Origin of the sequence: Serratia sp. SSNIH1 (assembly GCF_002935055.1) — a bacterium.
In the GTDB taxonomy this organism is placed as follows: Bacteria; Pseudomonadota; Gammaproteobacteria; order Enterobacterales; family Enterobacteriaceae; genus Serratia; species Serratia nevei.
Window position 1 is genome coordinate 2,069,145 of the sequence record NZ_CP026383.1, and the last position, 24,493, is coordinate 2,093,637.

Annotated in this window: 24 protein-coding genes; 10 read left to right on the forward strand and 14 right to left on the reverse strand. The window is 55.1% G+C overall.

Annotated features, from left to right (window positions below; translation table 11 throughout):
- Positions 1-103 precede the first annotated feature (103 nt).
- The gene (locus C3F38_RS10020) at positions 104-1,000 is read left to right on the forward strand and encodes a LysR family transcriptional regulator (protein ID WP_038880925.1); all 897 of its coding nucleotides are present in this window, start codon (positions 104-106) and stop codon (positions 998-1,000) included.
- Positions 1,001-1,170: 170 nt separating this feature from the next.
- Positions 1,171-1,668 (forward strand): ATP-binding protein, encoded by a 498-nt coding sequence (locus C3F38_RS10025; protein WP_055313034.1) that lies wholly within the window; start codon positions 1,171-1,173, stop codon positions 1,666-1,668.
- A 32-nt stretch (positions 1,669-1,700) separates the two neighbouring features.
- Here C3F38_RS10025 and C3F38_RS10030 read toward each other — a convergent pair whose 3' ends face one another.
- The 4 genes from C3F38_RS10030 to C3F38_RS10045 form a co-directional block, all read right to left on the reverse strand.
- Positions 1,701-2,207, reverse strand: a complete 507-nt coding sequence (locus C3F38_RS10030; RefSeq protein ID WP_047728174.1) for a GNAT family N-acetyltransferase — start codon at positions 2,205-2,207, stop codon at positions 1,701-1,703.
- A gap of 62 nt (positions 2,208-2,269) precedes the next feature.
- Positions 2,270-2,527, reverse strand: a complete 258-nt coding sequence (locus C3F38_RS10035; protein WP_004939031.1) for a YjhX family toxin — start codon at positions 2,525-2,527, stop codon at positions 2,270-2,272.
- A gap of 233 nt (positions 2,528-2,760) precedes the next feature.
- Positions 2,761-3,231 carry a cyanase gene (cynS, locus tag C3F38_RS10040; protein ID WP_038880935.1) on the reverse strand — a complete coding sequence of 157 codons (471 nt, stop codon included), beginning with the start codon at positions 3,229-3,231 and terminating at the stop codon, positions 2,761-2,763.
- A 19-nt stretch (positions 3,232-3,250) separates the two neighbouring features.
- Positions 3,251-3,904, reverse strand: a complete 654-nt coding sequence (locus C3F38_RS10045; RefSeq protein ID WP_055317658.1) for a carbonic anhydrase — start codon at positions 3,902-3,904, stop codon at positions 3,251-3,253.
- Between the two features lie 114 nt (positions 3,905-4,018).
- Between C3F38_RS10045 and cynR the strand changes: the two genes are divergently transcribed.
- A complete protein-coding gene (gene cynR / locus C3F38_RS10050) occupies positions 4,019-4,969 on the forward strand; it encodes a transcriptional regulator CynR (RefSeq protein ID WP_055317657.1) in 951 nt (316 codons plus the stop codon).
- On the opposite strand, the gene C3F38_RS10055 is transcribed toward cynR, so the two are convergent.
- On the reverse strand, positions 4,893-5,324 hold the full coding sequence (locus C3F38_RS10055) for a hypothetical protein (RefSeq protein ID WP_033637706.1): 432 nt from the start codon (positions 5,322-5,324) through the stop codon (positions 4,893-4,895). The two genes, cynR and C3F38_RS10055, sit on opposite strands and share 77 nt — an antisense overlap.
- Positions 5,325-5,382: 58 nt before the next feature.
- Positions 5,383-5,850 (reverse strand): helix-turn-helix domain-containing protein, encoded by a 468-nt coding sequence (locus tag C3F38_RS10060; RefSeq protein WP_047728169.1) that lies wholly within the window; start codon positions 5,848-5,850, stop codon positions 5,383-5,385.
- Between the two features lie 63 nt (positions 5,851-5,913).
- On the opposite strand from C3F38_RS10060, the gene C3F38_RS10065 reads away from it, so the two are divergent.
- On the forward strand, positions 5,914-6,153 hold the full coding sequence (locus tag C3F38_RS10065; RefSeq protein WP_038880946.1) for a 4-oxalocrotonate tautomerase family protein: 240 nt from the start codon (positions 5,914-5,916) through the stop codon (positions 6,151-6,153).
- 89 nt (positions 6,154-6,242) lie between these two features.
- Here the strand turns inward: C3F38_RS10065 and C3F38_RS10070 are convergent, their stop codons facing one another.
- Together C3F38_RS10070 and C3F38_RS10080 are read right to left on the reverse strand one after the other, a co-directional pair.
- Positions 6,243-7,547, reverse strand: a complete 1,305-nt coding sequence (locus C3F38_RS10070; protein WP_055317656.1) for an MFS transporter — start codon at positions 7,545-7,547, stop codon at positions 6,243-6,245.
- Between the two features lie 1,248 nt (positions 7,548-8,795).
- Complete coding sequence (locus tag C3F38_RS10080; protein WP_071934045.1) at positions 8,796-10,718, reverse strand: DUF3732 domain-containing protein; 1,923 nt, start codon at positions 10,716-10,718, stop codon at positions 8,796-8,798.
- A 199-nt stretch (positions 10,719-10,917) separates the two neighbouring features.
- Here C3F38_RS10080 and C3F38_RS10085 point away from each other — a divergent pair.
- Positions 10,918-12,038 (forward strand): IS3-like element ISSen4 family transposase gene (locus C3F38_RS10085; protein WP_085950818.1). Its coding sequence is split into 2 segments (ribosomal slippage): positions 10,918-11,176 and positions 11,176-12,038, totalling 1,122 coding nucleotides; the frame shifts between segments, so codons are not numbered across the junction.
- Between the two features lie 9 nt (positions 12,039-12,047).
- Here C3F38_RS10085 and C3F38_RS26150 read toward each other — a convergent pair.
- The 4 genes from C3F38_RS26150 to C3F38_RS10105 form a co-directional block, all read right to left on the reverse strand.
- On the reverse strand, positions 12,048-12,416 hold the full coding sequence (locus C3F38_RS26150; protein WP_139108016.1) for a three component ABC system middle component: 369 nt from the start codon (positions 12,414-12,416) through the stop codon (positions 12,048-12,050).
- Positions 12,413-13,522 carry an ABC-three component system protein gene (locus C3F38_RS26155; protein ID WP_146052609.1) on the reverse strand — a complete coding sequence of 370 codons (1,110 nt, stop codon included), beginning with the start codon at positions 13,520-13,522 and terminating at the stop codon, positions 12,413-12,415. The genes C3F38_RS26150 and C3F38_RS26155 overlap by 4 nt, the downstream gene beginning before the upstream one ends.
- A 157-nt stretch (positions 13,523-13,679) precedes the next feature.
- Positions 13,680-13,868: a helix-turn-helix domain-containing protein gene (locus C3F38_RS10095; RefSeq protein WP_071934081.1), complete on the reverse strand. Its 189-nt coding sequence runs from the start codon at positions 13,866-13,868 to the stop codon at positions 13,680-13,682.
- A 649-nt stretch (positions 13,869-14,517) separates the two neighbouring features.
- The gene (locus tag C3F38_RS10105; protein WP_065424615.1) at positions 14,518-15,162 is read right to left on the reverse strand and encodes a hypothetical protein; all 645 of its coding nucleotides are present in this window, start codon (positions 15,160-15,162) and stop codon (positions 14,518-14,520) included.
- 181 nt (positions 15,163-15,343) lie between these two features.
- Between C3F38_RS10105 and C3F38_RS10110 the strand changes: the two genes are divergently transcribed.
- Entirely contained in the window at positions 15,344-16,936 is a 1,593-nt protein-coding gene (locus C3F38_RS10110; protein WP_033637709.1) for an ABC-F family ATPase, read from the forward strand.
- 51 nt (positions 16,937-16,987) lie between these two features.
- On the opposite strand, the gene moeB is transcribed toward C3F38_RS10110, so the two are convergent.
- A complete protein-coding gene (gene moeB / locus C3F38_RS10115) occupies positions 16,988-17,743 on the reverse strand; it encodes a molybdopterin-synthase adenylyltransferase MoeB (RefSeq protein ID WP_047728158.1) in 756 nt (251 codons plus the stop codon).
- 2 nt (positions 17,744-17,745) lie between these two features.
- Positions 17,746-18,984, reverse strand: coding sequence for a molybdopterin molybdotransferase MoeA (gene moeA / locus C3F38_RS10120; RefSeq protein WP_055317579.1), 1,239 nt, complete (start codon positions 18,982-18,984; stop codon positions 17,746-17,748).
- A gap of 157 nt (positions 18,985-19,141) precedes the next feature.
- On the opposite strand from moeA, the gene C3F38_RS10125 reads away from it, so the two are divergent.
- From C3F38_RS10125 to gsiB, 4 genes are all read left to right on the forward strand, one after another.
- Positions 19,142-19,678, forward strand: coding sequence for a DUF924 family protein (locus C3F38_RS10125; protein WP_055312409.1), 537 nt, complete (start codon positions 19,142-19,144; stop codon positions 19,676-19,678).
- Positions 19,679-20,035: 357 nt separating this feature from the next.
- Positions 20,036-20,992, forward strand: a complete 957-nt coding sequence (locus tag C3F38_RS10130; protein ID WP_055317578.1) for an isoaspartyl peptidase/L-asparaginase family protein — start codon at positions 20,036-20,038, stop codon at positions 20,990-20,992.
- A 19-nt stretch (positions 20,993-21,011) separates the two neighbouring features.
- Complete coding sequence (locus C3F38_RS10135; RefSeq protein WP_055317577.1) at positions 21,012-22,886, forward strand: dipeptide ABC transporter ATP-binding protein; 1,875 nt, start codon at positions 21,012-21,014, stop codon at positions 22,884-22,886.
- A gap of 23 nt (positions 22,887-22,909) precedes the next feature.
- Positions 22,910-24,445, forward strand: coding sequence for a glutathione ABC transporter substrate-binding protein GsiB (gsiB, locus tag C3F38_RS10140; RefSeq protein ID WP_055312408.1), 1,536 nt, complete (start codon positions 22,910-22,912; stop codon positions 24,443-24,445).
- Positions 24,446-24,493 lie beyond the last annotated feature (48 nt).

Sequence of the window (24,493 nt, forward strand, 5' to 3'; positions counted from 1 at the left end):
ATTCACTTCCCATTCAGGGAAGCGGTTGAATAAAGTCTACTGAGGTTGTTGAGGTTAATAATCTGTGTTTTATTGAATTTATAATTAACCAATAGGACATAATGTGGACGTGCTACTGACGATGCGCGCCTTTCGCCGCGTGGTTGAGCGCAACAGTTTTTATAAGGCGGCGGAGGATCTGGCGATCACGCCGGCGGCGTTGAGCAAGCAGATTAAGCAGTTGGAGAACCGGTTGGGTACATTGTTGCTGGTGCGTACCACCCGCAGCATGAGCCTGACCGAAGCCGGGCTGCTCTATTACCAGGAAGCCTGTCGTCTGCTCGGCGAGTTCGACGCGCTGGAGCAGACGGTTGCCGCCAGCGCGCAGCAGGTCTCCGGCACGCTGCGGGTCAATGCGCCGCTCTCGTTCGGCCTCACGGTGCTGTCGCCGCTGCTGCCGCCGTTTATGCAACGCTACCCGCAGCTGCAGGTGGAACTGACGCTGGACGACAGGGTATTGGACGTGGTGGCGGCCGGTTTCGATATTTCCTTGCGCATTCGCCGACGGCTGCCGGATTCTTCCCTCAGCGCCCGGGCACTGGGTGAAGTGCACCAGCGAATTTGCGCCGCGCCCGACTATTTGGCACAGCACGGCGTGCCGCAAACGCCGAATGACTTGCCGCGGCACAGCTGTCTGGCCTATTCCCTGGCGGAAAGGCCGGGGCAGTGGCAGTTCACCGCCGGCGAGGAGAGCCTGAGCGTGACGTTCGCTCCCCGGTTGATCGCCAACAACAGCCTGATGCTGCGGGACATGCTGGTGGCGGGACTGGGCATCGGTTCGCTGCCGTCGTTCGTGGCGGATCCCGAAATCGCCGCCGGCAGACTGGTGCGGCTGTTCCCTGAACAGATTGCCGAAGCGCATCAGGTCTTCGCGGTTTACCCGACGCGCCGGCATGTGCAGCAGAAAGTGAGTTTATTCACCGAGTTTGTGCGAGAACAGGGATTGATGACGGCGAATTGACAACGGCGCACGGTTGTCATATTCCTTAGTTATGAAAAGATCCTATCGCCCATTCGCGCAAATTATTATCACCATGCTTCGTGTGGTGGGATAGCGCGTGTGTCGCCAATAAAAAACCCGCCGGCAAGGCGGGTTTTTTTATCCCCTTCCGGCAACGACCGGAGAACGGCATGAAAACCTACCCTGCAGTTTTACACCTGATGTGCGGCAAGGCCGGCGCAGGCAAATCGACGCTGGCGCAGCGTTTGGCGCAGCAACCGCAAACGCTGTTGCTGGTCGAAGATGCGTTGCTGGCGACGCTGTATGAACAGGAGATGGCCAGCCTGCAAGACTATGCGCGCTGTTCCGAACGGTTACGGCGGGCGCTGGGCGGGCACCTCGTTCAGCTGCTGCGCGGCGGCTGGTCCGTGGCGCTCGATTTCCCGATGAATACGCCGGACAGGCGGCGTTGGGCCAAAGCATTGGCGGAGGAGGCCGGCGTCGCGCACTGCCTGCATTTTCTCGACGTCAGCCATGCGCAGTGCCTGAGCCGGATAACGCTGAGAAACGCGCGCGGCGAGCACCCGTTTACACTGAGCGAAGCGGAGTTTGAGCACCTGGCGCAGTACTTTGTTCCCCCGGCGGAAGAGGAAGGGATGACCGTCTTGCATTATAGCGAACAGGACTGAAAACCGGCGCCATGACGGCGCCGGCAACAGGGTTAGGCTTCGGCGTTAAACGCGTTGTGGAAGGCGACTTCCGCACACGGCAGCGCGCCCTGGAAGGCGATGGCGCGGAAGTAGTCTTGCGGCACGCCCGGCAGGGTCAGCGCGGTCTGCGCCTGGAAGCCGAAACGGCCGTAATAGTTCGGATCGCCCAGCACCACGCAGCCTGCGGCGTGCCGTTCCTGCAGTTCGGCCAATAGCTGGCGGATCAGCCGGCTGCCGATCCCCCGGTTCTGACTGGCCGGCAGCACCGACACCGGTGCCAGCCCGTACCAACCGGCGGCGCCGTTGCTGAGTATGACCGGCGAGACGGACGCGTGCCCGATCGGTGTGCCATTGTGCTCCGCGACCAGCGACAGGGTGAGGGCGCCTGCCGCGCGCAGCGCGTTGACGATAAACTGCTCGGTGTGGCTGCTGTGTTCGGCATGCAGGAACGCGGCGGCGGTCAGGGTGGCGATGGCGCCGACGTCGGCCGGCGTTTCGTGGCGTAAAGTGATGTCCATGGTTGTATCCTGATTAAATAAGGCTGAGCCGACCGGGCTGCCTGCCCGGCCGATATCGATGATTAACGGTTATCCAGCTGCGCCCGCACGGCCTTGAGCCCGGCGAAGGTGACGCGATAAGGGCGCCCCTGGCGAGAGAGGATCAGGCGTTTGGTTTTGAGTTTGGTGAAGACGGCCAGCGAGCAGTCGGCCAGGCCGAGCCCTTCGCGGGTGTAGCATTCGACGTGGGTGACGCGACCGGCGTCGTTGCGGGTGAAGGCGATATAGCCGCCTTTGGCCAACACGTGCAGCACGCGTTGTTCCGCTTTGGAAATGTTCATGTTGGGAGATCCTGTAATAACCCCAGATACGCGCATCCCCGCGCAAACGCGCGTCGGATACGTCAGAGTCCCTCGCCATACGGCAAGGAAGCGACTATCGGGTGGTTACAATCTCCAACATACAGGCCTCGGGCAGTGAAAAACGCCAGGGCGGCGTTTCAGCGCAGTTAATGTAGCCAATGGCCGGTTGGCTGTCAATTTGCCGGCGGCGCGGGCCGCCGGCGCAAGGCCAATCAGAAAGGCTTGGTCGGCAGGTACTTGCCGTCCAGGGTGATCACTGCGCGTTCGCCGCCGTCCGGATCGGCGACCTTTTTGATATCCAGCTTGAAGTTGATGGCGCTGATGATGCCGTCGCCGAACTGCTCGTGCACCAGCGCTTTCAGCGTGGAGCCGTAAACCTGCAGCATTTCATAGAAGCGATAAATGGTCGGATCGGTCGGCACGCCGCCGGGAATGCTGCCGCGCAGCGGGATGGTTTGCAGCAGCAGCACCGCCTCTTCGTCCAGCCCCAGCTTGGCCGCTACCGTGCGCGCCGCCGGTTCCGGCAGCGCATGCTGCCCCAGCAGCGCGGCGGTGACGAACGCCAGGCTGAGACCGGTGCCCTCGGCCAGCGCGTCGAAAGTCAGGTTATGGCGGATCTTGGCGGCCATGATGGTGTCGGTGAGCGCTTCGCGCGGGGCGGCGTTGTGCAGAGAGTGTGTCATGTTAGCTCCTTTTGTTGGCTTAAAAACGGGCGATCGCCGGGGTGGCGGTCACCTCGGGATGGGTGGCGAGCGGCACGAAGCGGCGGGTTTCGCCGTCCAGCGCCTCGATAGCGCCGCTGGCGATGTCATAGACCCAGCCGTGCAGCGTCAGGCGGCCCTGATCCAGCGCCAGGGCGACGGAAGGGTGCGTTTTGATGTTGTTGAGCTGGGCGATGACGTTTTCGCGCACCATCGACGCGACCCGGGCCTCGTCGGAGGCGTGCGGATAAGCCTGATTGACCGCCTTGGCGGAATCGGCGTAACGCAGCCAGCCGGCGACCGTCGGCAGGTGTTCCAGACACTGGCAGGTGGCGATGGCGGTCATCGCGCCGCAGTCGGAATGGCCGCAGATCACGATATCCTCCACGCCCAGCACGGCGACGGCGTACTCGACCGAGGCGGTAACCCCGCCGGGTTCGGGGCCGAAAGAAGGCACGATGTTACCGGCGTTGCGGATCACGAACAGATCCCCCGGCTCGCGCTGGGTGACCAGCTCCGGCACCAGGCGGCTGTCGGAACATGAGATAAACAGGGTGCGCGGGTTTTGGCGGGTCGCCAACTGCTGAAACAGCGCCGTGCGTTCAACAAAGGCTTCGCGCTGGAACTTCAGGAAGCCTTCAATCACCTCTTTCATCCGTTTCTCCATTGGGTGTCGTTATGCGATGGCGGCATGATGAACGCTTCTGGCTATAGGGTCTAAGACCCATTTATAATGCTGGCTATAGGTTTTACTAATAGCTGGGGCGCTATGCTGCTGCGACACATCCGTTATTTTCTGGCCGTTGCCGAACAGGGTAACTTCACCCGCGCCGCCGAAGCGCTGCACGTCTCGCAACCGACGCTGTCTCAACAGATCAAGCAGTTGGAAGACACACTGGGGGCGCCGCTGTTCGATCGCAGCGGCAGAGCCGTGCGCCTGACCGACGCCGGTGAGGCATGGATGCGCTATGCGCGCTTGGCGCTGCAGGATCTGGACGCCGGCGCGCGGGCGATCCATGACGTGGCGACGCTCGAGCGCGGCCATTTGCGGCTGGCGATGACGCCGACCTTCACCGCCTATCTGGTGGGGCCGACGATCGATGCGTTCTACCGCCGCTACCCGGGGATTACCCTGAGTATTGAGGAGATGGCGCAAGAGCGAATTGAGACGCTGCTGGCGCAGGATCGGCTGGATCTGGGGATCGCCTTCGAGATGGCGCAGTCGGCGGAGGTGGAAGCGGCGGCGTTGTTCAGCGAGACGCTGGAGCTGATGGTCGGTGCCGGGCATCCCCTGGCGGCGCGGCATCGGCCGCTGACGCTGGCGGAGTGGCAACATCTGCCGCTGGCTTTGCTGAGCGGCGACTTCGCCACGCGCCAGTTTATCGATCGCTACTGCACGCAGCTGGGATTTCGGCCGCAGGTGGCGGTGGAGGCCAACGCGCTGGGCGCCATCGTCGAGATCGTGCGGCGCGGGCAGCTCGCCACGCTGCTGCCGGCCGCCATTGCGCGTGAGAATCGGCAGTTGAAAAAAGTGGCATTGGCCAACGCCATGCCGGTGCGGCAGGCGGTGTGGCTGCAGCGCAAAGGCGCTTACCGCAGCGCCGCCGCGCAGGCGTTTATTGCCGTCTTGCAGGAACAGGGCGTTACGCCAACGCCCCCCAGCGCTGCGTCATCCCCAGCAGATGCACCAGCCCGAAGCCGAGGCAAATCAGCGAGCTGACGACGATAAAGCGCTGGCTGCGGCCGGTATCGCGCAGGGCGAAGGGGCCGGCGACGCCGCGCAGCAGGTAGATGAAGGTAATGATAAACAGCGCGGGCCGCAGCAGCGGCAGCGGCGCGATCAGGCCCGCGCCGGAAAGCGCATACAGCGACCAAATAAACAGCACCAGCGCGATACCGGCGGTGACAACGGCCGGGAACTTTTTACCCGCTTCCGCCGCCTTAATGAAGCGATCGCCGGCGCCGCATAGCCGGTAGCCGCGCGGCCCGGCGGCGATCACCCAGATATGCAGCAGCGCGGCGATGGCGCTCAGCGCGGCACCGATCAGCAGCGCGGTGTTATAGAGGTGCGGCATGGTTCAGCATCCTTGTCCTAAATCAGTCTGGTATCAAGCGTAGACCAGAATGGGTAAGTCAGGCTGGGGGGAGCTCAACGGCCGACATTTGCAACGCGTCTTCAGGCACCACGCGGCCCTGCGCATCGAGCAATGCCAGCTCTACCGGCAGCCCGCTGCGTTTATCCACCAGTTGAACGTGGGGGTTGTCATGCAGAATATGCCGGTGACCCCACGCCATCAGAGCAACCAGAATGGGCCCCAGGCTGCGCCCCTTGTCCGTCAAGACATATTCATGTCGCTCGCGCTCGCCCGGTTCCCGGTAAGCGCGTTTGGCCAACAGCTCCTGTTCTACCATGGCGTTCAGACGGTTGCTCAACGCCTGACGCGACGCGCCGATATTTTCACGCAGTTCTTCAAAACGGCGGCCGCCGTAGAATGCCTCGCGCAGGATCAGCAACGTCCAACGATCGCCAAGCAGATCAGCCGCCTGCGCCAGCCCGCACAGGGCAAGTGAAACGGTGGGGAGATCGGGAGATTTTGACATGGGCATTTTCCTTCGCTAACCTAAGTCTTGTTTTTAGACTTATCTATGTTCAAGGAGATTATAATGCCATTTGTTAATGTGCAAACCGTAAAAGGCATGCTGGATGACGGACAAAAACGTGAATTGCTGGCGCGTATTACCGATTTGCTGGTGGAGATAGAAGGGCGCGGCGATCCGGCGTTCAGGCCGTCGGTTTGGGTCAGAATCGATGAACATGCGCCAGAACAATGGAGCCTCGGCGGTTTGCAGCCCACGGCGGCGATGATTGCCGCTAAATTTCCGCCGCGCGAGTGCGCGAAATGACGCCAGTCTGAGCGCGTGTCCGCAGGCGGGAATGTCTTCTCGCTCCAGAGGCGTTTACCGCCTGCGGCAGAATCGGTATTGACGGCACTTTATTCGGTGTGACGCTCCCGGAACAGCAAAGTGGCAATCAGACTGACGGTCAGCATGCCGGTCACGTACCACGCCGGCGCCAGCGGGTTGCCGCTGGTCTCCAGCAGCCAGGTGACGATCAGCTGCGCCGAGCCGCCAAACAGCGTCACGCCGAAGGCGTAAATCATCGAGGTGCCGGTGGCGCGCACGTGGCGCGGCAGTGCCGAGACGATCAGCATGGTGCTGGCCAGCATGTTGATGCCCAGCGCGCCGATCAGCAGGATGCGGAAAACGATCGCCAGCCACAGGGTTTGCGTGGCGCTGAGGAACCAGAAGGTTGGGTAAATCAGGATCAGCGCCGCAAAGATGGAGAACAGCAGCGGCCTTTTGTAATTCTGTATCCGATCGACATAGCGCCCGGCGTAATAGACCGCCACGATCTGCACCACGGAGGCGATACAGCTGAACAGGTAGGCGGTCGGACCGGCGATGCGGTAGGTCTGCATCATGTAGGTCGGCATGTACAGCAAGACTACGTAAACCATCACGGTGCCGGACATGATGACCAACACCCCCAGCAACAGATCCTTGGCGTGGTTGCTCACCAGATCCCATACCGGATTCAACGGTGCTCGCGCGCGATCCGGCTGTTCGCCGCTGTAGGTCTCTTCAAGGTGCTTACGGATATAGACGCCGACGGGAATGATCAGCAGGCCGATGATGAACGGCACGCGCCAGCCCCAGGCATACAGCGCCTCTTCCGGCAGAAAATAGGTGAGTGCCAACCCGCAAGAGGCGCCGAGCAGGGCGCTGACGCCCTGGCTGATGGCCTGCCAGCTGACGAAAAAGCCGCGCTGATTGGCCCCGGCGGACTCCAGCAGCAGCGTGGTGGCAGAGCCGACTTCACCGCCGGCGGCGAAGCCCTGAATCAAACGGCCGACCACGATCAGCACCGGCGCCAGAACGCCGATTTGCGCATAGGTCGGTGCGAAGGCGATCAGGGCGGTGCCGATGCCCATCAAGACGATAGTCATCAGCATGGCGGCCTTGCGGCCGACCCGGTCGGCATAGGCGCCCAGCACCATGCTGCCCAGCGGGCGCATGATAAAGCCGACGCCGAACACCGCCACCGACATCAACAAAGAGCCGTAGGCGCTGTCGCTGGGAAAATAGAGTTTGCCGATGATGGCGGCAAAGAAGCTGTATACGGTGAAGTCGAAAATCTCCAGGCCGTTGCCCAGGCTGGCGCCGACAATGACTTTGTAATTTACCGCGCCTTTCTCTGCCGTTTGGCTTTTGGGCAAGGTTTTTTCAGCAGTGTTCATCGTTATCTCTCGCGATAGGTGGACGGTGTGTTGTTATTATGTTCTGGCCGTGATGGCATTATCCGGGACGGCGATAACCGCCACACGAAGCGGCAACAGAATGGCAACGTCTCCTTTACATATACTTGTATGTACAATTCTATGCAACATGAGGGTGGTTAACGGGATAACGCTGGTTTGATTTTTCTTAAGATTTTGTATTTATATGTTTTTTTTGGATTTATGACGTGTAGCAGTGAGGTGGTTTAGTGCCGATTTAGTGAGCTGGAGCGCATTAATCATCGAAAAAATCCTGGCATTTAAGAGGAGGGTCACAAAATGTCGCGTATAGCAGAATATGCGGCGATAGTCGGCAAGAAATAGAATTAAATAGAGGCGTATTGACTGTATCAATGATTCCCAAGAGGTATTCAAGTGCGATTTATTCGTACCTGGTGCGGTATCTGGAGAGAATAAATGTAATTTTTTATTTTAATTAATGCCGCTAATTAATATGTTTGGTGAATTTGTTTCAGCTATTGTACAGCTTGCTGTGCGAAGCCTCCCCGTGATTTTCATCGGCATTATTAAATGCAGGTATGACTCATCCGTCGGTAACGCTCAAAATGTCACCAAAACTTCCCGCGATCTCTGAACCCCGTTGTGGCATAATGCGCGCCAAATCACATTCCCTATGTATAAAGAGCGAGCGCTGTGTTAAGCACCAACAACATCACAGTGTTGTTTCATATGTAAAATTTTTATATGTATAAAATATCTGCTAAGTATCAGTCTTAGAGAATTACCTTTATAAATTTCATATACGCGAGAATACGACATGAATTGGTAATATATACCCAAAATAATTCCAGTTGCTTGGAGGCTGCAACGCAGTGAGTCCCCGGGAGCTTACACCAGTAAGTGACTGGGGTGAACGAGGAGAGCCAACACTCAAGCAGCTTGAAGTATGACGGGTATATTAATCTTATTGTATGTTGGTGCATTAATATCAAGCCATAGATAAGCGAATGATGCTGTTAATACTGACGCCAGATATGGTTGTAGGTTAAGAATATAGTCGCAAGTGTACCTCTTAATTTTGTTTATCTTGCTTATGGACATATCCATACGGGAAAAGTATACAAAAAAACAGATACCATAAAATAGATAATTAGGCAACCAAGTGTAAATTAAAATTCACCGGATTGCCTGTTGTTTTACAAAAAACCAATTAAATTAAACAATCAACTCAATGTACTTGAGAGCTATTTAAATTAATTTCTCGCCGTTCTCTCTCCAGCGTTTTCTAACTATACTTTCGAAATCAATGTCTTTTAATTGCAGCTTGTCAGCATGCTCAAGAATTATAACTTGTGGCATGAAATTAGATTTGTTTTTTATGTGCTCTAAAACGGAGTTTATAGTATTGAATATATTTTCTACTTGTTTGATGTCCGAGTCTTTTGCTGATTTTCGATCCGCATCAGAAGGGAAATAAACTTGGCTTGGCTGATCTAAAAACAAAAAAGCAGGGATGCAAGATTTTTCCTCTATTGTTAGTAAGAATAATATCCCTAAGAATAGAGATAAATGGCAAGCCAACCAGTTAGCACCACTTCCCATTTCATGTAAACTTATTTTTTCTCCTGCATGAGCATGATAAAAATTAAAATCTCTCAACGAAAAATGTAACTCTGCTGGTTTTAATTCTTCTTCAAAATCTAATTCGTTACAAATTTGAGTCATTATTTTAGAAATACGAGCTTCACTAGATGAGTATTTTTTATCCAAATTATATTGTGATAACTCAAGTTCTATTTTTTTCAACTTATCTCTTAAGTCTTTTAAGCTGTCACTTGAATTAATAATATCATTGTTTTTGAAAAAAGAGGAGATCAGCGAGGACACCTTTCCTCTCATGAAACTAGCTTTTTCTCTAAAATTATTAAGCTTGCTTAGTTCGATCTTGTTTTTTTCATAATTTTTTATTTTTGCATTAGATACTCTGATGTCCTTTTTTATACTATCTTTTTGCTTGATTAATCTCTCCAGTTCCTGAGATGTATCCTCTTGGAAATATTGCAACTTATTCAAGTCGGTAATTAGCTGTTCCTGATGGGTCACTAATTCCTTTAATTCATGGGTGATCTGAGGTTGTTCACTAGCGCAAAGTGGGCAAGTAATTATTTCACCTGGTTCAAAAATATCGAATGTGCTCTTTATTTTTTTTAAATCGATTGCATGATGAATAGATATATCGGAGCAATTCTCTAGTATGGCAATTTTCCTATTTATTTCAATAAGTTTTGAACTTAACTCCGAAAGTAAATTATTCTCATATTGATAGTTTTTTTCCGTTTGAGGAGAGCCATGTGGAATGTCAGGTACTGGAGGAAGGTTTTTAGCCAATGTTAACAGTTTAGAGTAACTGATGTTATCATCTATTTTATAATCAATAGCAGAAAGATACTCCTCAACAAGATTTTTTATTATTTTGTTATTTTCTTCTTGAGAGTTTTTCGCGTGCATCTCAATTTTTTCTTGGGTGCGTACTTTTTTCAATATATCTTCGCGTTCTCTTATTAACCTATAGTAGTTCCCCTCCACCCAGCCTAGAAAAATAGGTAGTTCTTTTATTGTTCTATCTCTTTTTACAAAATCATGGAATCTATAGAATAATGCGTGCTTATTTGCTATTAGATTTTGGTGTTGAAATAACAGTGAAACGGCATTTCTAATTGAAGCCTTACCATGGTGAAAACTATTTACTTCATCTTTCATATCTAAAACTGAGAGGCCTAAATATGTCTCAAATTTAGATTGAGCTGCTTTTAGCGTGGTAGGAGATTGATCTTCGAAATAGCTAAGACTTAAAGGTGATATATTTTCTTTATTAGTTTCTAATTTAATGAATGCTTTTGATCCTAGATTAGTTTTAGGAGCATGCCTGCCAACTATTATATAACTATCTCTAAGCTTGAAAACGACAGCATAAAAATATGAGAATGTAGTAATAACACCTTTTGGAATACTTGATGTTTTTGAAAATAAACAATAGTCGACTATTTCTAATAGAGCGCTCTTTCCTGTTTTAGAGTCACCTGTAATAACATTAAGACCATTTGTTAACTCAATGAATCGATGCTCTCCTGCCTCATTAAAGATGTTTATTGACTCTATGATGGCTTTCATTATTTTGCTCCAAACCTAATAAGTAACTCCACAGATTCTTCTTTAGCTAAAATTGCACCTAAATTGTATGCCGCTTTACAGTGCTTTTTTACATGTGAATCTGTTAGTGAATTAAAGTTTATAGTCACTGACCTGCTCCCCGTTGATTAGTACACCCCGATGTTAGTAATGTCTTCATAAGCCACATGAGGACATCCCCATGAAGAAGCGTTTTTCCGACGAACAGATCATCAGTATTCTCCGCGAAGCCGAAGCTGGGGTACCCGCCCGTGAACTCTGCCGCAAGCATGCCATTTCCGATGCCACGTTTTACACCTGGCGTAAGAAGTATGGCGGTATGGAGGTGCCTGAAGTTAAGCGCCTGAAGTCGCTTGAGGAAGAGAACACCAGACTCAAGAAGCTGCTTGCCGAAGCCATGCTGGATAAAGAGGCGCTTCAGGTGGCTCTTGGGCGAAAGTACTGACGACAGACCAGAAGCGGGAAGCCGTGATGTTGATGTGTGATGCGACCGGTCTGTCGCAACGTCGTGCCTGCAGGCTTACAGGTTTATCCCTGTCGACCTGCCGCTATGAGGCTCACCGTCCGGCTGCTGATGCGCATTTATCAGGGCGCATCACTGAGCTGGCACTGGAGCGCAGGCGTTTTGGCTACCGTCGTATTTGGCAGTTGCTGCGCCGTGAAGGGCTTCATGTTAATCATAAGCGCGTGTACCGGCTTTATCACCTCAGTGGCCTGGGCGTAAAACGCAGAAGACGTCGTAAAGGGCTGGCAACAGAACGTCTGCCGCTGCTCCGTCCGGCGGCGCCCAATCTGACCTGGTCGATGGATTTCGTCATGGACGCACTTTCCACCGGTCGCAGGATCAAGTGTCTTACCTGCGTCGATGATTTCACAAAGGAATGCCTGACGGTCACTGTTGCCTTTGGGATTTCAGGCGTTCAGGTCACGCGTATTCTGGACAGCATTGCACTGTTTCGAGGCTATCCGGCGACGATAAGAACTGACCAGGGGCCGGAGTTCACTTGCCGTGCACTGGATCAATGGGCCTTTGAGCATGGTGTTGAGTTGCGCTTAATCCAGCCGGGCAAGCCAACGCAGAACGGATTTATTGAGAGCTTTAACGGACGATTTCGCGATGAATGTTTGAATGAGCACTGGTTCAGCGATATCGTTCATGCCAGGAAAATTATTAATGACTGGCGGCAGGATTATAACGAATGCCGCCCGCACTCCACGCTGAATTATCAGACACCGTCTGAATTTGCAGCGGGCTGGAGAAAGGGTCATTCTGAGAATGAAGATTCCGACGTTACTAACTGAGTGTTGTATCTAATCGTGGGGGCAGGTCATCACATTTTCTAAATATATTTTATTGCCTATTTTCAAATTGCAAGATGAGGCTAGTGTTATCAATCCGGTTTTTACTATAGATTTATAAAATGTTATTAAATCACGTGATGCAATAAATTCTCCCCGCAGCATAGGATTTGTAGTTATTTTGCTCAGGTTAGAACTTTTATTGCCATGTGATAGCTCATCTACAACTGACTCATTTAATATAAATGGAATGGAAAGATATATTACCTCCAAGTCTATTCCATTCTTTTTTATCTTTTGTGCTCCTGATAAAAAGTATTTTAATAATAAAGCAATCCATAACGGAGAGTTTAATAATGAAGAAATTTCTTTTGGTCTCATTTTTTATTCTCCGAAAATAACCAAGAAAACTCCTTTCTATCGACAATTGAGTGTATCCTACCTTTTTGGTAATACCCTGCTATTTCCTGTATTCCTAGGATTTTTTTATTATTTAACAGCAAGCATTCCGAGTATAGTTTCTTTGATGTCGATATTATCTCTAATTCTTTCTGTTTTTCGCGAGAGATTATTGTGGAGTGCTTCAGTTTGACTAAAGAAAGATCTTCACTAAGAGTATCATCAAAGTCTTCAAGATTGTCAGCCATAGACGTATGAAGTTTTAATATTTTTAGCGTGCTCCTTTCTGCACGAAGAAAGTCTACTATGGCATTGTTTACTATAGTGTCATCAAGATCAATTTTTTTTAGTTCATCAATAAAATGAAAGCTAGATACATTGCTTCTATTTACATCCCTTTTAGCGACTAACGGAAATGGATAATCTTTATCTATGAAAACCTTTGCAAAGCCTTCCATCTCTCTTTTAAAATCATTTCTTTCTATGTGCCATCGGTCCATATTATCAATAGCCTTCATTGAAATATAACCTAGCATTTTATGCATAAAGCTATCTACATGCAGGTCTGGTATTGTAAGAAAAGACGCATGTGATTTTAACTCTTCATATTTCTCATCTATCGATGGCTGAGAACCGGTGATAGTAAATTTCTCTAATATACTGAGTAATTCTGAATGATCATAATTTAAAACGAAATCATAATATTTTGATATGGTTTTATTGGATTTAACTGCTATTATTTTTTCGAGTTTGCTTTCTTTTGAAATGTTATTCCAATTGAAAAATATAGAAGATGAGTCTATTTCCGACGTGGTTAATAACTCAAATCTATTAAAGTTGTATAGTATTTTACATTCACTTACTAAATTATATAATGTTTTCCAAAAGTCAATGTGAGCATCATTTAAATAACCACGAGTTAAATGATGTTTCACCTCTGTACTTTTATCTGCATGAGCGATATCCCCATAGCATTCAATCCAGATTGTTTCATTTTCTTTAGCATTTAAACAGGACTCTAATGCTAGAAGCTTCTGATAATCAAAGCCAAGTAGCTTCTTCGTTGCATTATTGGATACTCCATCCATACATTGAGTCCTTGTTTTGGTTGATTTTAAAGGCTTACAACATAAGTACAACGTAATAGATGATAACTAAATGTAAGCACTTTTTGTACTGTGTTTATATCCATGAGTTAATTGGCAACTAGTCGTTATTATTGTAAGTGGAAAATAAATTAAAAATTTACACTTGTAAACCTAAAGCTAGCATGCTAATCACTTCTAATGTAGGATTCCTCACCCCACGTTCAATCCCTCTCACATAGTTACGGTATAACCCGCATCTATCAGCGAACTCTTCCTGTGACCAGCCACGCTCTTTACGTAACTCTCGAGCACGTTGGTCAAATTTGATCTGAAGTTCATTTTTCATCTAACAAGCATCATGTTTTGTTGCTTATCAGACCGTGGATTATGCTATTAGTCACAAGTATTTATTATTGACAGTTTTATTAATTTGTTTGGTTAGTTTTTTCGGGATGGACTTTGCCATTTAACTGGTATTCCCTGCATAAGTTTTGGCATGCTCTTCACAAGTCCCCTGGCGAGTATTACAACCAAAGTGAGTGGGGCCAGAAGCAACCCATTCGAACTATCTTCTTTCTATAACAATGGGATAGATAGATTTTAATGGATTTCCGCCACTTTCGTAGCTTTGGCTCATCTAATTATCTGGGGTAGATACGTCGCAAAGATAGTAGTCTGCGTGCAGAATGTAGCTGAGTTAATTACAGCTCATCGGCTAGAGAGTCAGTAATTAGCATTGAAAGCAATATGATAACTGTCTTTATTTAATTTAAATTACACCGTTCACTCAGGACTTTCATCGTACACTTTTTTAACCGCAAACCTGAAAATGACATATCCTAAGAAAACTCCCGCTATTGATATCGCAACCCACAGATACTTCAAATGGTCGTCGGAGTAAAATACGAACCAGGCAATGGCCAATAGCGAGAGGGCTATCACTCCACACCCTATGCCCTGAATAATTCTGGATAAAGCCACCAGCATAAAGTTCTTCATACGTTAACCTTTGCAAAAAAGTACTGACAAATTTGGTTGAATTTCTTTCGATCTCTTTCCCAAACCGAGACGGCATCCTCGAATGGTCGGACTTTGTTTTCTAACAGAAAGTACAGCAGATCGAGGTTTCCCAGGCGTCTGAGTTGATCATACATCCGCGAGTTTCTTGCCCTCAAGTCGCGTGATGTATAGACAGAGCGCGATATGCTTGCCCCAGCGGTGAGAATTGAGCCAACGGCAACACCCGAGACAAGTCGTGGAATGATTTGTTTAGAGAATATATATCCCATGTTTGCGGTGGCTAACTGATTAAATGCGAATTTGCCGATGAGTTTGCCTGATGTTCTTATGGTCATGTCCTTAACATCTTCAAATTTGACTTTGCTGGCGAAGTTTTCGATGAAGATATGAGCCACTTTCTCGATGCTCGCTTTATTGGCCAGGCCTGACTTGATGAGTCTGATAAATCGCTCTTTATCTTGCGAGTTTAACCATCTGTTTTCAGTATCAATATAGTCGTAGCCCAGGTAGTAGAAATCGACCGGTACACTGATAAAACCTTGTGCAAACCCGCGTACTAAATTGCTGTCAATGTTTACGGCATCCGCCATGTCGTTGGCTATCTGCTTTGCGCTTTTCATAGAAATCCTTTTCAATATGAATCGCCGAATCTAGCAGACTTTTTGTACGCAAGCCAATGCCCACCGGCAAACGGTGTGAACCCACCGCTCAAAATGTCACCAAAACTTCCCGCGATCTCTGAACCCCGTTGTGGCATAATGCGCGCCAAATCACATTCCCTATGTATAAAGAGCGAGCGCTGTGTTAAGCACCAACAACATCACCATGCAGTTCGGCAGCAAGCCGTTGTTTGAAAACATCTCTGTCAAATTCGGCGGCGGCAACCGTTACGGCCTGATCGGCGCCAACGGCTGCGGCAAGTCCACCTTTATGAAAATCCTCGGCGGCGATTTGGCGCCGACCGGCGGCAACGTGTTCCTCGATCCGAATGAGCGCCTGGGTAAACTGCGCCAGGATCAGTTCGCCTTCGAACAATACAGCGTGCTGGACACCGTGATCATGGGCCACACCGAGCTGTGGGCGGTGAAGGAAGAGCGCGACCGCATCTACGCCATGGCGGAGATGAGCGAAGAAGACGGCTATAAAGTGGCCGATCTGGAAGTCGCCTACGGCGAGATGGACGGTTACACCGCCGAAGCGCGCGCCGGCGAACTGCTGCTTGGCGTCGGCATTCCGGTGGAACAGCACTACGGCCCGATGAGCGAAATCGCGCCGGGCTGGAAGCTGCGCGTATTGCTGGCGCAGGCGCTGTTCTCCGATCCGGAAATTCTGCTGCTCGACGAACCGACGAACAACCTGGACATCGATACCATTCGCTGGCTGGAGCAGGTGCTGAACGAACGCAACAGCACCATGATCATCATCTCGCACGACCGTCACTTCCTGAACATGGTCTGCACCCACATGGCGGATCTGGACTACGGCGAACTGCGCGTTTATCCGGGCAACTACGACGAATACATGACCGCCGCCACCCAGGCGCGTGAACGTCTGCTGGCCGACAACGCCAAGAAGAAGGCGCAGATCAACGAGCTGCAATCGTTCGTCAGCCGCTTCAGCGCCAACGCCTCCAAATCCAAGCAGGCCACCTCGCGCGCCCGCCAGATCGACAAGATCCAGCTGGAAGAAGTGAAGGCCTCCAGCCGCCAGAACCCGTTCATCCGTTTCGATCAGGACAAGAAGCTGTTCCGTAACGCGCTGGAAGTGGAAGCGCTTACCAAGGGCTTCGACAATGGCCCGCTGTTCAGCAAGCTGAACCTGATGGTGGAAGTGGGTGAGAAGGTTGCGGTACTGGGCGCCAACGGCATCGGTAAAACCACCCTGCTGAAAACGCTGGTGGGCGACGCACAGCCGGACAGCGGCACCGTGAAGTGGTCGGAAAACGCCCGCATCGGTTACTACGCGCAGGATCACGAATACGAGTTCGACGATACCCTGACCGTGTTCGACTGGATGAGCCAGTGGAAGCAGGAAAAAGACGACGAGCAGGCGGTGCGCAGCGTGCTGGGCCGTTTGCTGTTCAGCCAGGACGACATCAAGAAGAAAGTGAAGGTGCTGTCCGGTGGTGAGAAGGGCCGCATGCTGTTCGGCAAGCTGATGATGCAGCGCCCGAATATTCTGGTGATGGACGAACCGACCAACCACCTGGATATGGAATCCATCGAATCGCTGAACATGGCGCTGGAGATGTACGAAGGCACGCTGATCTTCGTCTCCCACGACCGTGAGTTCGTCAGCTCGCTGGCGACGCGCATTCTGGAAATCACCCCGAACAAGGTGATCGACTTTACCGGCAACTACGAAGACTATCTGCGCAGCCAGGGCATCGTGTAACCCTCGCGGCAACGCATCAGGGCGGGAATTATCCCGCCCTTTTTTTATCCGTCACTCCCCGCCGCACACTTCGCAGTGCGGATCCTTCGGCAGTTTCATCTCGCGGAACTGCATGCTCATCGCATCGAACATCAACAGCTTACCGCGCAGCGGCTGACCATAGTCGGCCAGCAGCTTAATGGCTTCCATCGCCTGCAGGGTACCGATAGTGCCGACCAGCGGGGCCATCACGCCCGCTTCGACGCAGGTGAGAGCGCTGTCGCCGAACAGCCGGCTCAGGCAGCGGTAGCAGGGCTCGCCCGGTTGATAGGTGAACACGCTGAGCTGGCCTTCCATGCGGATCGCCGCGCCGGAAACCAGCGGCCTTTGCTGCGCGTGGCACAGGCGGTTCAGGGCGTCGCGCGCCGCCACGTTGTCGGTGCAGTCCAGCACCAGATCGCAGGCGGCGATCTCTGCCGCAACCGCCTCATCTTCCAAACGGCCGTCGATCGCGTCGATGCGGATATGCGGGTTGATGGCGCTCAGTTCCTGCCTGGCGGAGGCGACTTTGCTCTGGCCGATGCGATCGTCGCGGTGCAGGATCTGGCGCTGCAGATTGGAGAGCGAGACGGTGTCGAAATCCACCAGTACCAGATGGCCGACGCCGGCCGCCGCCAGGTAAGGCGCGGCGGCGCAGCCCAGCCCGCCCAGCCCGGCGATCAGCACGCGGGCGGCCTTCAGCTTCTCCTGGCCGTCGAAGTCAAAGCCGCGCAGCACGATCTGGCGGTTGTAGCGCAGCGCTTCGGCGTCGGTCAATTCCGGCAGCATGCTCAGCTCCTCAGCAGGGCGTTGAACGGCTCGATCTCCACCGTTTCGCCTACCGCCACCGAACCGCGTTCGCGCTCCAGCACGATGAAACAGTTGCCTTGGCTGTAGGAGCTGAAAACGTGCGAGCCCTGGTGGCCGGTGGTGCTGACCTCCAGTTCGCCCGCGGCGTTGCTGCTGAACACGCCGCGCTGGAAATCGAGGCGGCCCGGCGATTTCTTCAGCGGCGTCAATGCGCGCGCCCGCAGGCGCGGCGGCAGGCGCCAGTCGCTGTGGCCGGCCAGCTTCGCCAGCAGCGGCTGCACCAGCTGGTAGAAGGTCAGGGCGGCGGAAACCGGGTTGCCCGGCAGGCCGCAGAACCAGGCGTGGCCCAGTTTGCCGAAGGCGAAGGGTTTGCCGGGTTTGATCGCCAGCTTCCAGAAGCTGACCTGGCCCAGTTCGTCGAGCATCTGTTTGGTGTAGTCGGCCTCGCCGACCGAGACGCCGCCGCTGCTGATGACCACGTCGGCCTGACTGTCCGCCCGTTCGAAAGCGGCGCGCAGCGCATCGCGAGCGTCGCGGATAATGCCGAGATCGAGCACCTCGCAGCCCAGCTGTTCCAGCATCAGGCGCACCGCGAAACGGTTGGTGTCGTAGATCTGGCCCGCCTGCAGCGGCTGGCCGACCGGCTGCAGTTCGTCGCCGGTGGAGAACACCGCCACCTTCAGCTTACGCATTACCTGCACTTCGGCGACGCCAAGCGAAGCCAGCAGCGGCAGCTGCGCGGCGCCCAGCTTCACGCCGGCCGGCAACACGCTCGCGCCCCGGCGAATGTCTTCACCCGCCAGACGGATATTCTGGCCGGCTTCAACCGGCGCGGTAAAACGCACGCCCTGGTCGCTCACCTCGGCCTGCTCCTGCATGACCACCGCGTCCGCCCCGGCCGGGATCGGGGCGCCGGTCATGATGCGCACGCAGCTGTTGGCCGGCCATTGGCCGTCGAACGGCGCACCGGCGAAGGCCTTACCGGCGACCGGCAGCGGCGCATTGGCCGCCAGATCGGCGAGGCGCAGCGCATAGCCGTCCATCGCCGAGTTGGCGAACGGCGGCACGTCGAGCGGCGAGACCACCGGCGCGGCGGTGATGCGGCCGGCGGCGGCGGTCAGGGCAACGGATTCGGTCTGCTGCAGCGGGGCGATCTGCCCGAGCATTTTTTCCAGCGCTTGCTCCAGGGAAATGAGATCGGAAGTATGGCAATGATCCATAAAGGGAACTCCGTAATCAGGGTGCGCTAAATTAGCGACAAAGTGCGGGTATTATGGCAGAGAACGCCGGGGGGGAGAACGGGTTATGCTTGCCATCTTTCGTACTGCGGCGCCGGGGCGAACGGGTATAAACTGCGCAAAACAGAGGAGAATCATGATGCATAAACAGGTTATCGAGTTCTGGTTCGACGAGATCGAACCGATCATGTGGTTTAAAAAGGACGACGATTTCGATCGTCTGCTGCACAGCCGTTTCGGCGAAATTTGGCGGGCAGCGGCGGCGGGGGAGCTGGCGCACTGGCGCGATACCATCGAAGGACGCCTGGCGGAGGTAATCGTGCTCGATCAGTTCAGCCGCAACCTGTTCCGCAGCACGCCGCAGTCGTTCGCCTGCGACGGCATGGCGCTGATCCTGGCGCAGGAGGCGATCCGCAGCGGCGAGTGCGAACGGCTGAGCCGTGAGCAGCGCGGCTTCCTCTATCTGCCGTTCATGCATTCGGAATCGCCGCTGATCCATCAGCAGGCGCTGGCGTTGTACACCGAGCTCAACAACGGCGACCAGCTGGAGTTCGAGCTGCGGCATAAGGCGATCATCGATCGTTTCGGCCGCTACCCGCATCGCAATGCGATATTGGGGCGCACCAGCACGCCGGAAGAAGAGGCCTTTTTACAACAGCCTGGATCGGGTTTTTAATCGTTGGATCATCTGCGCCCGGCCGGAAAAAAACAGCAGGCCGGGCGCCGCAATAAGCGTTATTCAGCGCGAACGTTTATTTCCTTATGCCATGCCGCTATTTCCGCACGCGAAATTACCAATAATCTCAGCCGCAGGATCGGCGGTTTGCCGTTTTTTATAACCTGCTGTTTTTATTCCAATAAGCTATTTCAAGGTGCGAAACGGTCTAAGCGGACTACGCTAAAAGCGGGACGTGGACGTTATGCTGTACTTCCACTGTAGGACTAAATAGAGTCGAAAAAGACTGAATAATAATGATACCGCGCTCAGCTTATTCGCTGTGCAACGGCGGGATTAACACAGGGTGTCAGGCAAATGAGCAAACCAGTGATTGCCATTCATGGCGGCGCGGGCGCAATTACCCGGGCGGCGCTGAGTGCGGAAAAAGAACGGCTGTATATCCAGGCACTGTCCGAGATCGTGGCCGCCGGGCAGGCGATACTGGCGCAGGGCGGCAGCGCGCTGGACGCGGTGACCGAAGCGGTGCGGCTGCTCGAAGAGTGCCCGCTGTTCAACGCCGGTAAAGGATCGGTGTTCACTCATCGGGGCACCCACGAGCTTGATGCCTGCGTGATGGACGGCCGCACCTGCGATGCCGGCGCCGTCGCCGGCGTCAGCCGCATCCGCAACCCGGTGCTGGCGGCGCGCGCGGTGCTGGAAAACAGCGAACACGTGCTGTTTGCCACCGAAGGCGCCGAGCAGTTTGCCGCGGCCCACGGCCTGGAAATGGTCGCCCCCGATTTCTTCTTTACCCAGGAACGTTTCGATCAGCTGCACCGGGCCCAGGCGGAGCAGGGCCGGGTATTGCTCGATCACGACGGTGCGGCGCAGGCCGGCGAGCCGCTCGACCCCGATCGTAAATTCGGCACCGTCGGCGCGGTGGCGCTGGATGCGCTGGGCAACCTTGCCGCCGCGACTTCGACCGGCGGCATGACCAACAAGCAGGCCGGGCGGGTAGGCGACACGCCGATCATCGGCGCCGGCTGCTATGCCAACAACGCCACGGTGGCGGTCTCCAGCACCGGCACCGGCGAAATCTTCATGCGCGGCGTGGCGGCCTATGACGTCTCCGCCCTGATCGAATACGGTGGCCTCAGCCTGCAGGCCGCCAGCGATCGGGTGGTGATGGAGAAGCTGCCGGCGCTCGGTGGCAGCGGCGGCATGATCGCCGTCGATCGCCACGGCAATATCGCGCTGCCGTTCAACTGCGAGGGGATGTATCGCGGTTTTGGCTATGTCGGCGATGCGCCGTCCGTCGGGATTTACCGCTAAGCGTTCACCGGGAGGGTGCATGACCGACGTTTCACTTCGACCCGCCGGCAGCGGGTTGTCATTGCCGCCGCAGCGGGTGCTGACGGTGCGCGATCTGAGCATCAGCTTTCCTCAACCGGACGGCGCCGTGGCAGCGGTGCGTAACCTGTCGTTCGATCTCGAGCGCGGCGAGACGCTGGCGATCGTCGGTGAGTCCGGCTCCGGTAAATCGGTGACTTCGCTGGGGCTGATGCGGTTGGTGGAGCAGGGCGGCGGGCGCATCGTCAGCGGTGCCATGACGCTGCGCCGACGTGACGGCGCGTTGCTCGATCTCGCTCAGGCCTCACAGAGTACGCTGCGTACGGTGCGTGGTGCCGACATGGCGATGATCTTCCAGGAGCCGATGACCTCGCTCAACCCGGTGTTTCCGGTCGGCGAGCAGATCGCCGAATCGCTGCGCCTGCATCAGGGCATGGATCGCCGCAGCGCGCGCCAGGAGGCGCTGCGCATGCTCGACCTGGTGCGCATTCCGGAGGCCAAAGAGGTGCTGGGGCGCTACCCGCACCAGCTTTCCGGCGGCATGCGCCAGCGCGTGATGATCGCCATGGCGCTCTCCTGCAGGCCGGCGTTGCTGATCGCCGATGAGCCCACCACCGCCCTCGACGTCACCATCCAGGCGCAGATCCTGCAGCTGATCCGCGTGCTGCAACGGGAGATGCAGATGGGGGTGATCTTCATCACTCACGACATGGGCGTGGTGGCGGAGATCGCCGACCGGGTGCTGGTGATGCGCCGCGGTGAGCAGGTGGAGCAAAATCGGGTGCGCGAGCTGTTCGCCGCGCCGCAACAGGCCTATACCCGGGCGCTGCTGGCGGCGGTGCCGAAGCTGGGGGCGATGGCCGATCGGCCGCTGCCGGCGAAGTTTCCGCTGCCGGGCGGCGAGGGGGATACGGCGCCGCAGGATACCGTGCCGCCAGGCGCCGCGCCGATCCTGCGGGTGGAGCATCTGGTTACGCGCTTTGATCTGCGCGGCGGATTGTTCAATCGGGTCACTCGCCGGGTGCACGCGGTGGAAAACGTCAGTTTCGATCTTTACCCCGGCGAGACGCTGGGGCTGGTGGGCGAGTCCGGCTGCGGCAAGTCCACCACCGGGCGCTCTCTGCTGAAGCTGGTGGACAGCCAAAGCGGCACCATCACCTTCGCCGGGCGGCGAATCGATCAGTTGAAGGGGCCGGCGCTGCAGCATCTGCGGCGCGATATTCAGTTCATCTTTCAAGATCCTTACGCCTCGCTCGATCCGCGCCTGACGGTCGGTTTTTCCATCATGGAGCCGCTGCTGGTGCACAACGTGATGCGCGGCCGGGAGGCGGAGCAACGGGTGGCCTGGCTGCTGGAGCGCGTCGGCCTGCTGCCGGAGCATGCGCGCCGCTACCCGCACGAATTCTCCGGCGGCCAGCGCCAGCGCATCTGCATCGCGCGCGCGCTGGCGCTGAACCCGAAAGTGGTGATCGCCGACGAGGCGGTCTCGGCGCTGGACGTGTCGATTCAGGCGCAGATCGTCAATCTGTTGCTCGATCTGCAGCGCGAGTTCGGCATCGCTTTTCTGTTTATTTCACACGACATGGCGGTGGTGGAGCGCATCAGTCACCGGGTGGCGGTGATGTACCTCGGGCAGATCGTCGAGATCGGCCCACGGCAGGCGGTGTTCGACAATCCGCAGCACCCCTATACTCGCAAGCTGATGGCGGCGGTGCCGGTGGCCGATCCCGCTCATGCCCACAAACGGCAGCCGCTGCCGGCCGATGAGATCCCGAGCCCAGTGCGCGCGCTGGGCGATGAACCCGTTACCGCACCGCTGGTGCAGGTTGGCGCCGGGCACTTTGTCGCCCGCCACCCGATCGCCGGTGCTTTTTAAAGACCTCAGGAGAGACAAGCGACATGAAGCACACATTCAAACGCAATGCGCTGTTGGCCGCCGTACTGCTGGCGGCGGGAACCGGCCCGGTCTGGGCGGCGAAGGACGCGGTGATCGCCGTGGCCTCCAACTTCACCACCCTCGATCCTTACGACGCCAACGACACGCTGTCGCAGGCGGTGGCCAAGTCTTTCTATCAGGGGCTGTTCGGCTTCGATAAGGACATGAAGCTGGTGAACGTGCTGGCGGACAGCTATGAGGTCAGCAAAGACGGCCTGACCTACACGGTCAAACTGCGCCAGGGGATTAAATTCCACGACGGCACCGCGCTCAACGCCGAGGCGGTGAAGATCAACCTCGATCGCGCCAGCAACCCGGACAGCCACCTCAAGCGCTACAACCTGTTCAAGATGATCGACAAAACCGAAGCGGTGGACGCCAATACGGTGAAGATCGTGCTGAAGGCGCCGTTCTCGGCGTTCGTCAACAACCTGGCGCACCCGGCGGCGGCGATCATCTCGCCGGCGGCGCTGAAGCAATACGGCAAGGAGATCGGTTTCCACCCGGTCGGTACCGGGCCGTATCAGTTCGTGACCTGGAACCAGACCGATTTCGTCAAGGTGAAGAAGTTCGACGGCTACTGGCAGCCGGGGCTGCCGAAGCTCGACAGCATCACCTGGCGCCCGGTGGTGGATAACAACACCCGCGCGGCGATGCTGCAGACCGGCGAGGCGACCTTCGCCTTCCCCATCCCTTACGAGCAGGCCAAGGTGCTGGAGGGCAACGCCAAGCTGGACGTGGTGGCCGCGCCGTCGATCCTGCAGCGTTACATCAGCATGAACGTCACCCAAAAGCCGTTCGACAACCCGAAGGTGCGCCAGGCGCTGAACTACGCCATCAATAAGGACGCGCTGATCAAGGTGGCGTTCGCCGGTTACGCGGTGCCGGCGGAGGGCCCGGTGCCGCCGGCCATCGACTTCGCCGCCCGCTATAAGCCTTGGCCGTACGATCCGGCCAAGGCACGCGAGCTGCTGAAAGAGGCCGGCTACCCGAACGGTTTCACCACTACGCTGTGGTCGTCTCACAACCACAGCACCGCGCAGAAGGTGCTGCAGTTCACCCAGCAGCAGCTGGCGCAGGTGGGGGTGAAAGTGACGGTGACGGCGATGGATGCCGGGCAGCGTGCGGCGCAGGTGGAGAGCGTCGGGGTGAAGGACACCGGGGTGCGGCTGTTCTACACCGGCTGGTCGGCCTCGACCGGGGAAGCGGACTGGGCGCTGTCGCCGCTGTTCTCTACCCAGGCGGCGCCGCCGAAGCAGTTCAACACCGCGTTCTACAGCAACCCGCAGGTGGACAAGGATCTGACCGACGCGCTGGCGACCACCGATCGCGCCGAGAAGCAGAAACTGTATCAGGACGCGCAGGATCGCATCTGGGCCGACGCGCCCTGGATCTTCCTGGCGACCGAACGTCTGTTGTCGGCCAACAGCAAACAGCTGAGCGGCTTCTACGTGATGCCGGATACCTCGTTCAACTTTGATAACGCCGATCTGAAATAAGGCGCCCATCCCCGCCTGCGGCCAGACGGCGGCGGGCGGGGGAAGGAA

Excerpts from the sequence above, each read along its gene's own strand:
- cynS (WP_038880935.1), bottom strand. The coding sequence starts at position 3,231 with ATGACACACTCTCTGCACAACGCCGCCCCGCGCGAAGCGCTCACCGAC.
- C3F38_RS10105 (WP_065424615.1), bottom strand. The coding sequence starts at position 15,162 with ATGAAAAGCGCAAAGCAGATAGCCAACGACATGGCGGATGCCGTAAAC.
- C3F38_RS10025 (WP_055313034.1), top strand. The coding sequence starts at position 1,171 with ATGAAAACCTACCCTGCAGTTTTACACCTGATGTGCGGCAAGGCCGGC.
- C3F38_RS10035 (WP_004939031.1), bottom strand. The coding sequence starts at position 2,527 with ATGAACATTTCCAAAGCGGAACAACGCGTGCTGCACGTGTTGGCCAAA.
- moeB (WP_047728158.1), bottom strand. The coding sequence starts at position 17,743 with ATGCTGCCGGAATTGACCGACGCCGAAGCGCTGCGCTACAACCGCCAG.
- C3F38_RS10030 (WP_047728174.1), bottom strand. The coding sequence starts at position 2,207 with ATGGACATCACTTTACGCCACGAAACGCCGGCCGACGTCGGCGCCATC.
- C3F38_RS10060 (WP_047728169.1), bottom strand. The coding sequence starts at position 5,850 with ATGTCAAAATCTCCCGATCTCCCCACCGTTTCACTTGCCCTGTGCGGG.
- C3F38_RS26150 (WP_139108016.1), bottom strand. The coding sequence starts at position 12,416 with ATGAGACCAAAAGAAATTTCTTCATTATTAAACTCTCCGTTATGGATT.
- C3F38_RS10055 (WP_033637706.1), bottom strand. The coding sequence starts at position 5,324 with ATGCCGCACCTCTATAACACCGCGCTGCTGATCGGTGCCGCGCTGAGC.
- C3F38_RS10130 (WP_055317578.1), top strand. The coding sequence starts at position 20,036 with ATGAGCAAACCAGTGATTGCCATTCATGGCGGCGCGGGCGCAATTACC.
- moeA (WP_055317579.1), bottom strand. The coding sequence starts at position 18,984 with ATGGATCATTGCCATACTTCCGATCTCATTTCCCTGGAGCAAGCGCTG.
- C3F38_RS10135 (WP_055317577.1), top strand. The coding sequence starts at position 21,012 with ATGACCGACGTTTCACTTCGACCCGCCGGCAGCGGGTTGTCATTGCCG.
- C3F38_RS10065 (WP_038880946.1), top strand. The coding sequence starts at position 5,914 with ATGCCATTTGTTAATGTGCAAACCGTAAAAGGCATGCTGGATGACGGA.
- C3F38_RS10080 (WP_071934045.1), bottom strand. The coding sequence starts at position 10,718 with ATGAAAGCCATCATAGAGTCAATAAACATCTTTAATGAGGCAGGAGAG.
- C3F38_RS10095 (WP_071934081.1), bottom strand. The coding sequence starts at position 13,868 with ATGAAAAATGAACTTCAGATCAAATTTGACCAACGTGCTCGAGAGTTA.
- C3F38_RS10125 (WP_055312409.1), top strand. The coding sequence starts at position 19,142 with ATGCATAAACAGGTTATCGAGTTCTGGTTCGACGAGATCGAACCGATC.
- C3F38_RS26155 (WP_146052609.1), bottom strand. The coding sequence starts at position 13,522 with ATGGATGGAGTATCCAATAATGCAACGAAGAAGCTACTTGGCTTTGAT.
- cynR (WP_055317657.1), top strand. The coding sequence starts at position 4,019 with ATGCTGCTGCGACACATCCGTTATTTTCTGGCCGTTGCCGAACAGGGT.
- C3F38_RS10070 (WP_055317656.1), bottom strand. The coding sequence starts at position 7,547 with ATGAACACTGCTGAAAAAACCTTGCCCAAAAGCCAAACGGCAGAGAAA.
- gsiB (WP_055312408.1), top strand. The coding sequence starts at position 22,910 with ATGAAGCACACATTCAAACGCAATGCGCTGTTGGCCGCCGTACTGCTG.
- C3F38_RS10045 (WP_055317658.1), bottom strand. The coding sequence starts at position 3,904 with ATGAAAGAGGTGATTGAAGGCTTCCTGAAGTTCCAGCGCGAAGCCTTT.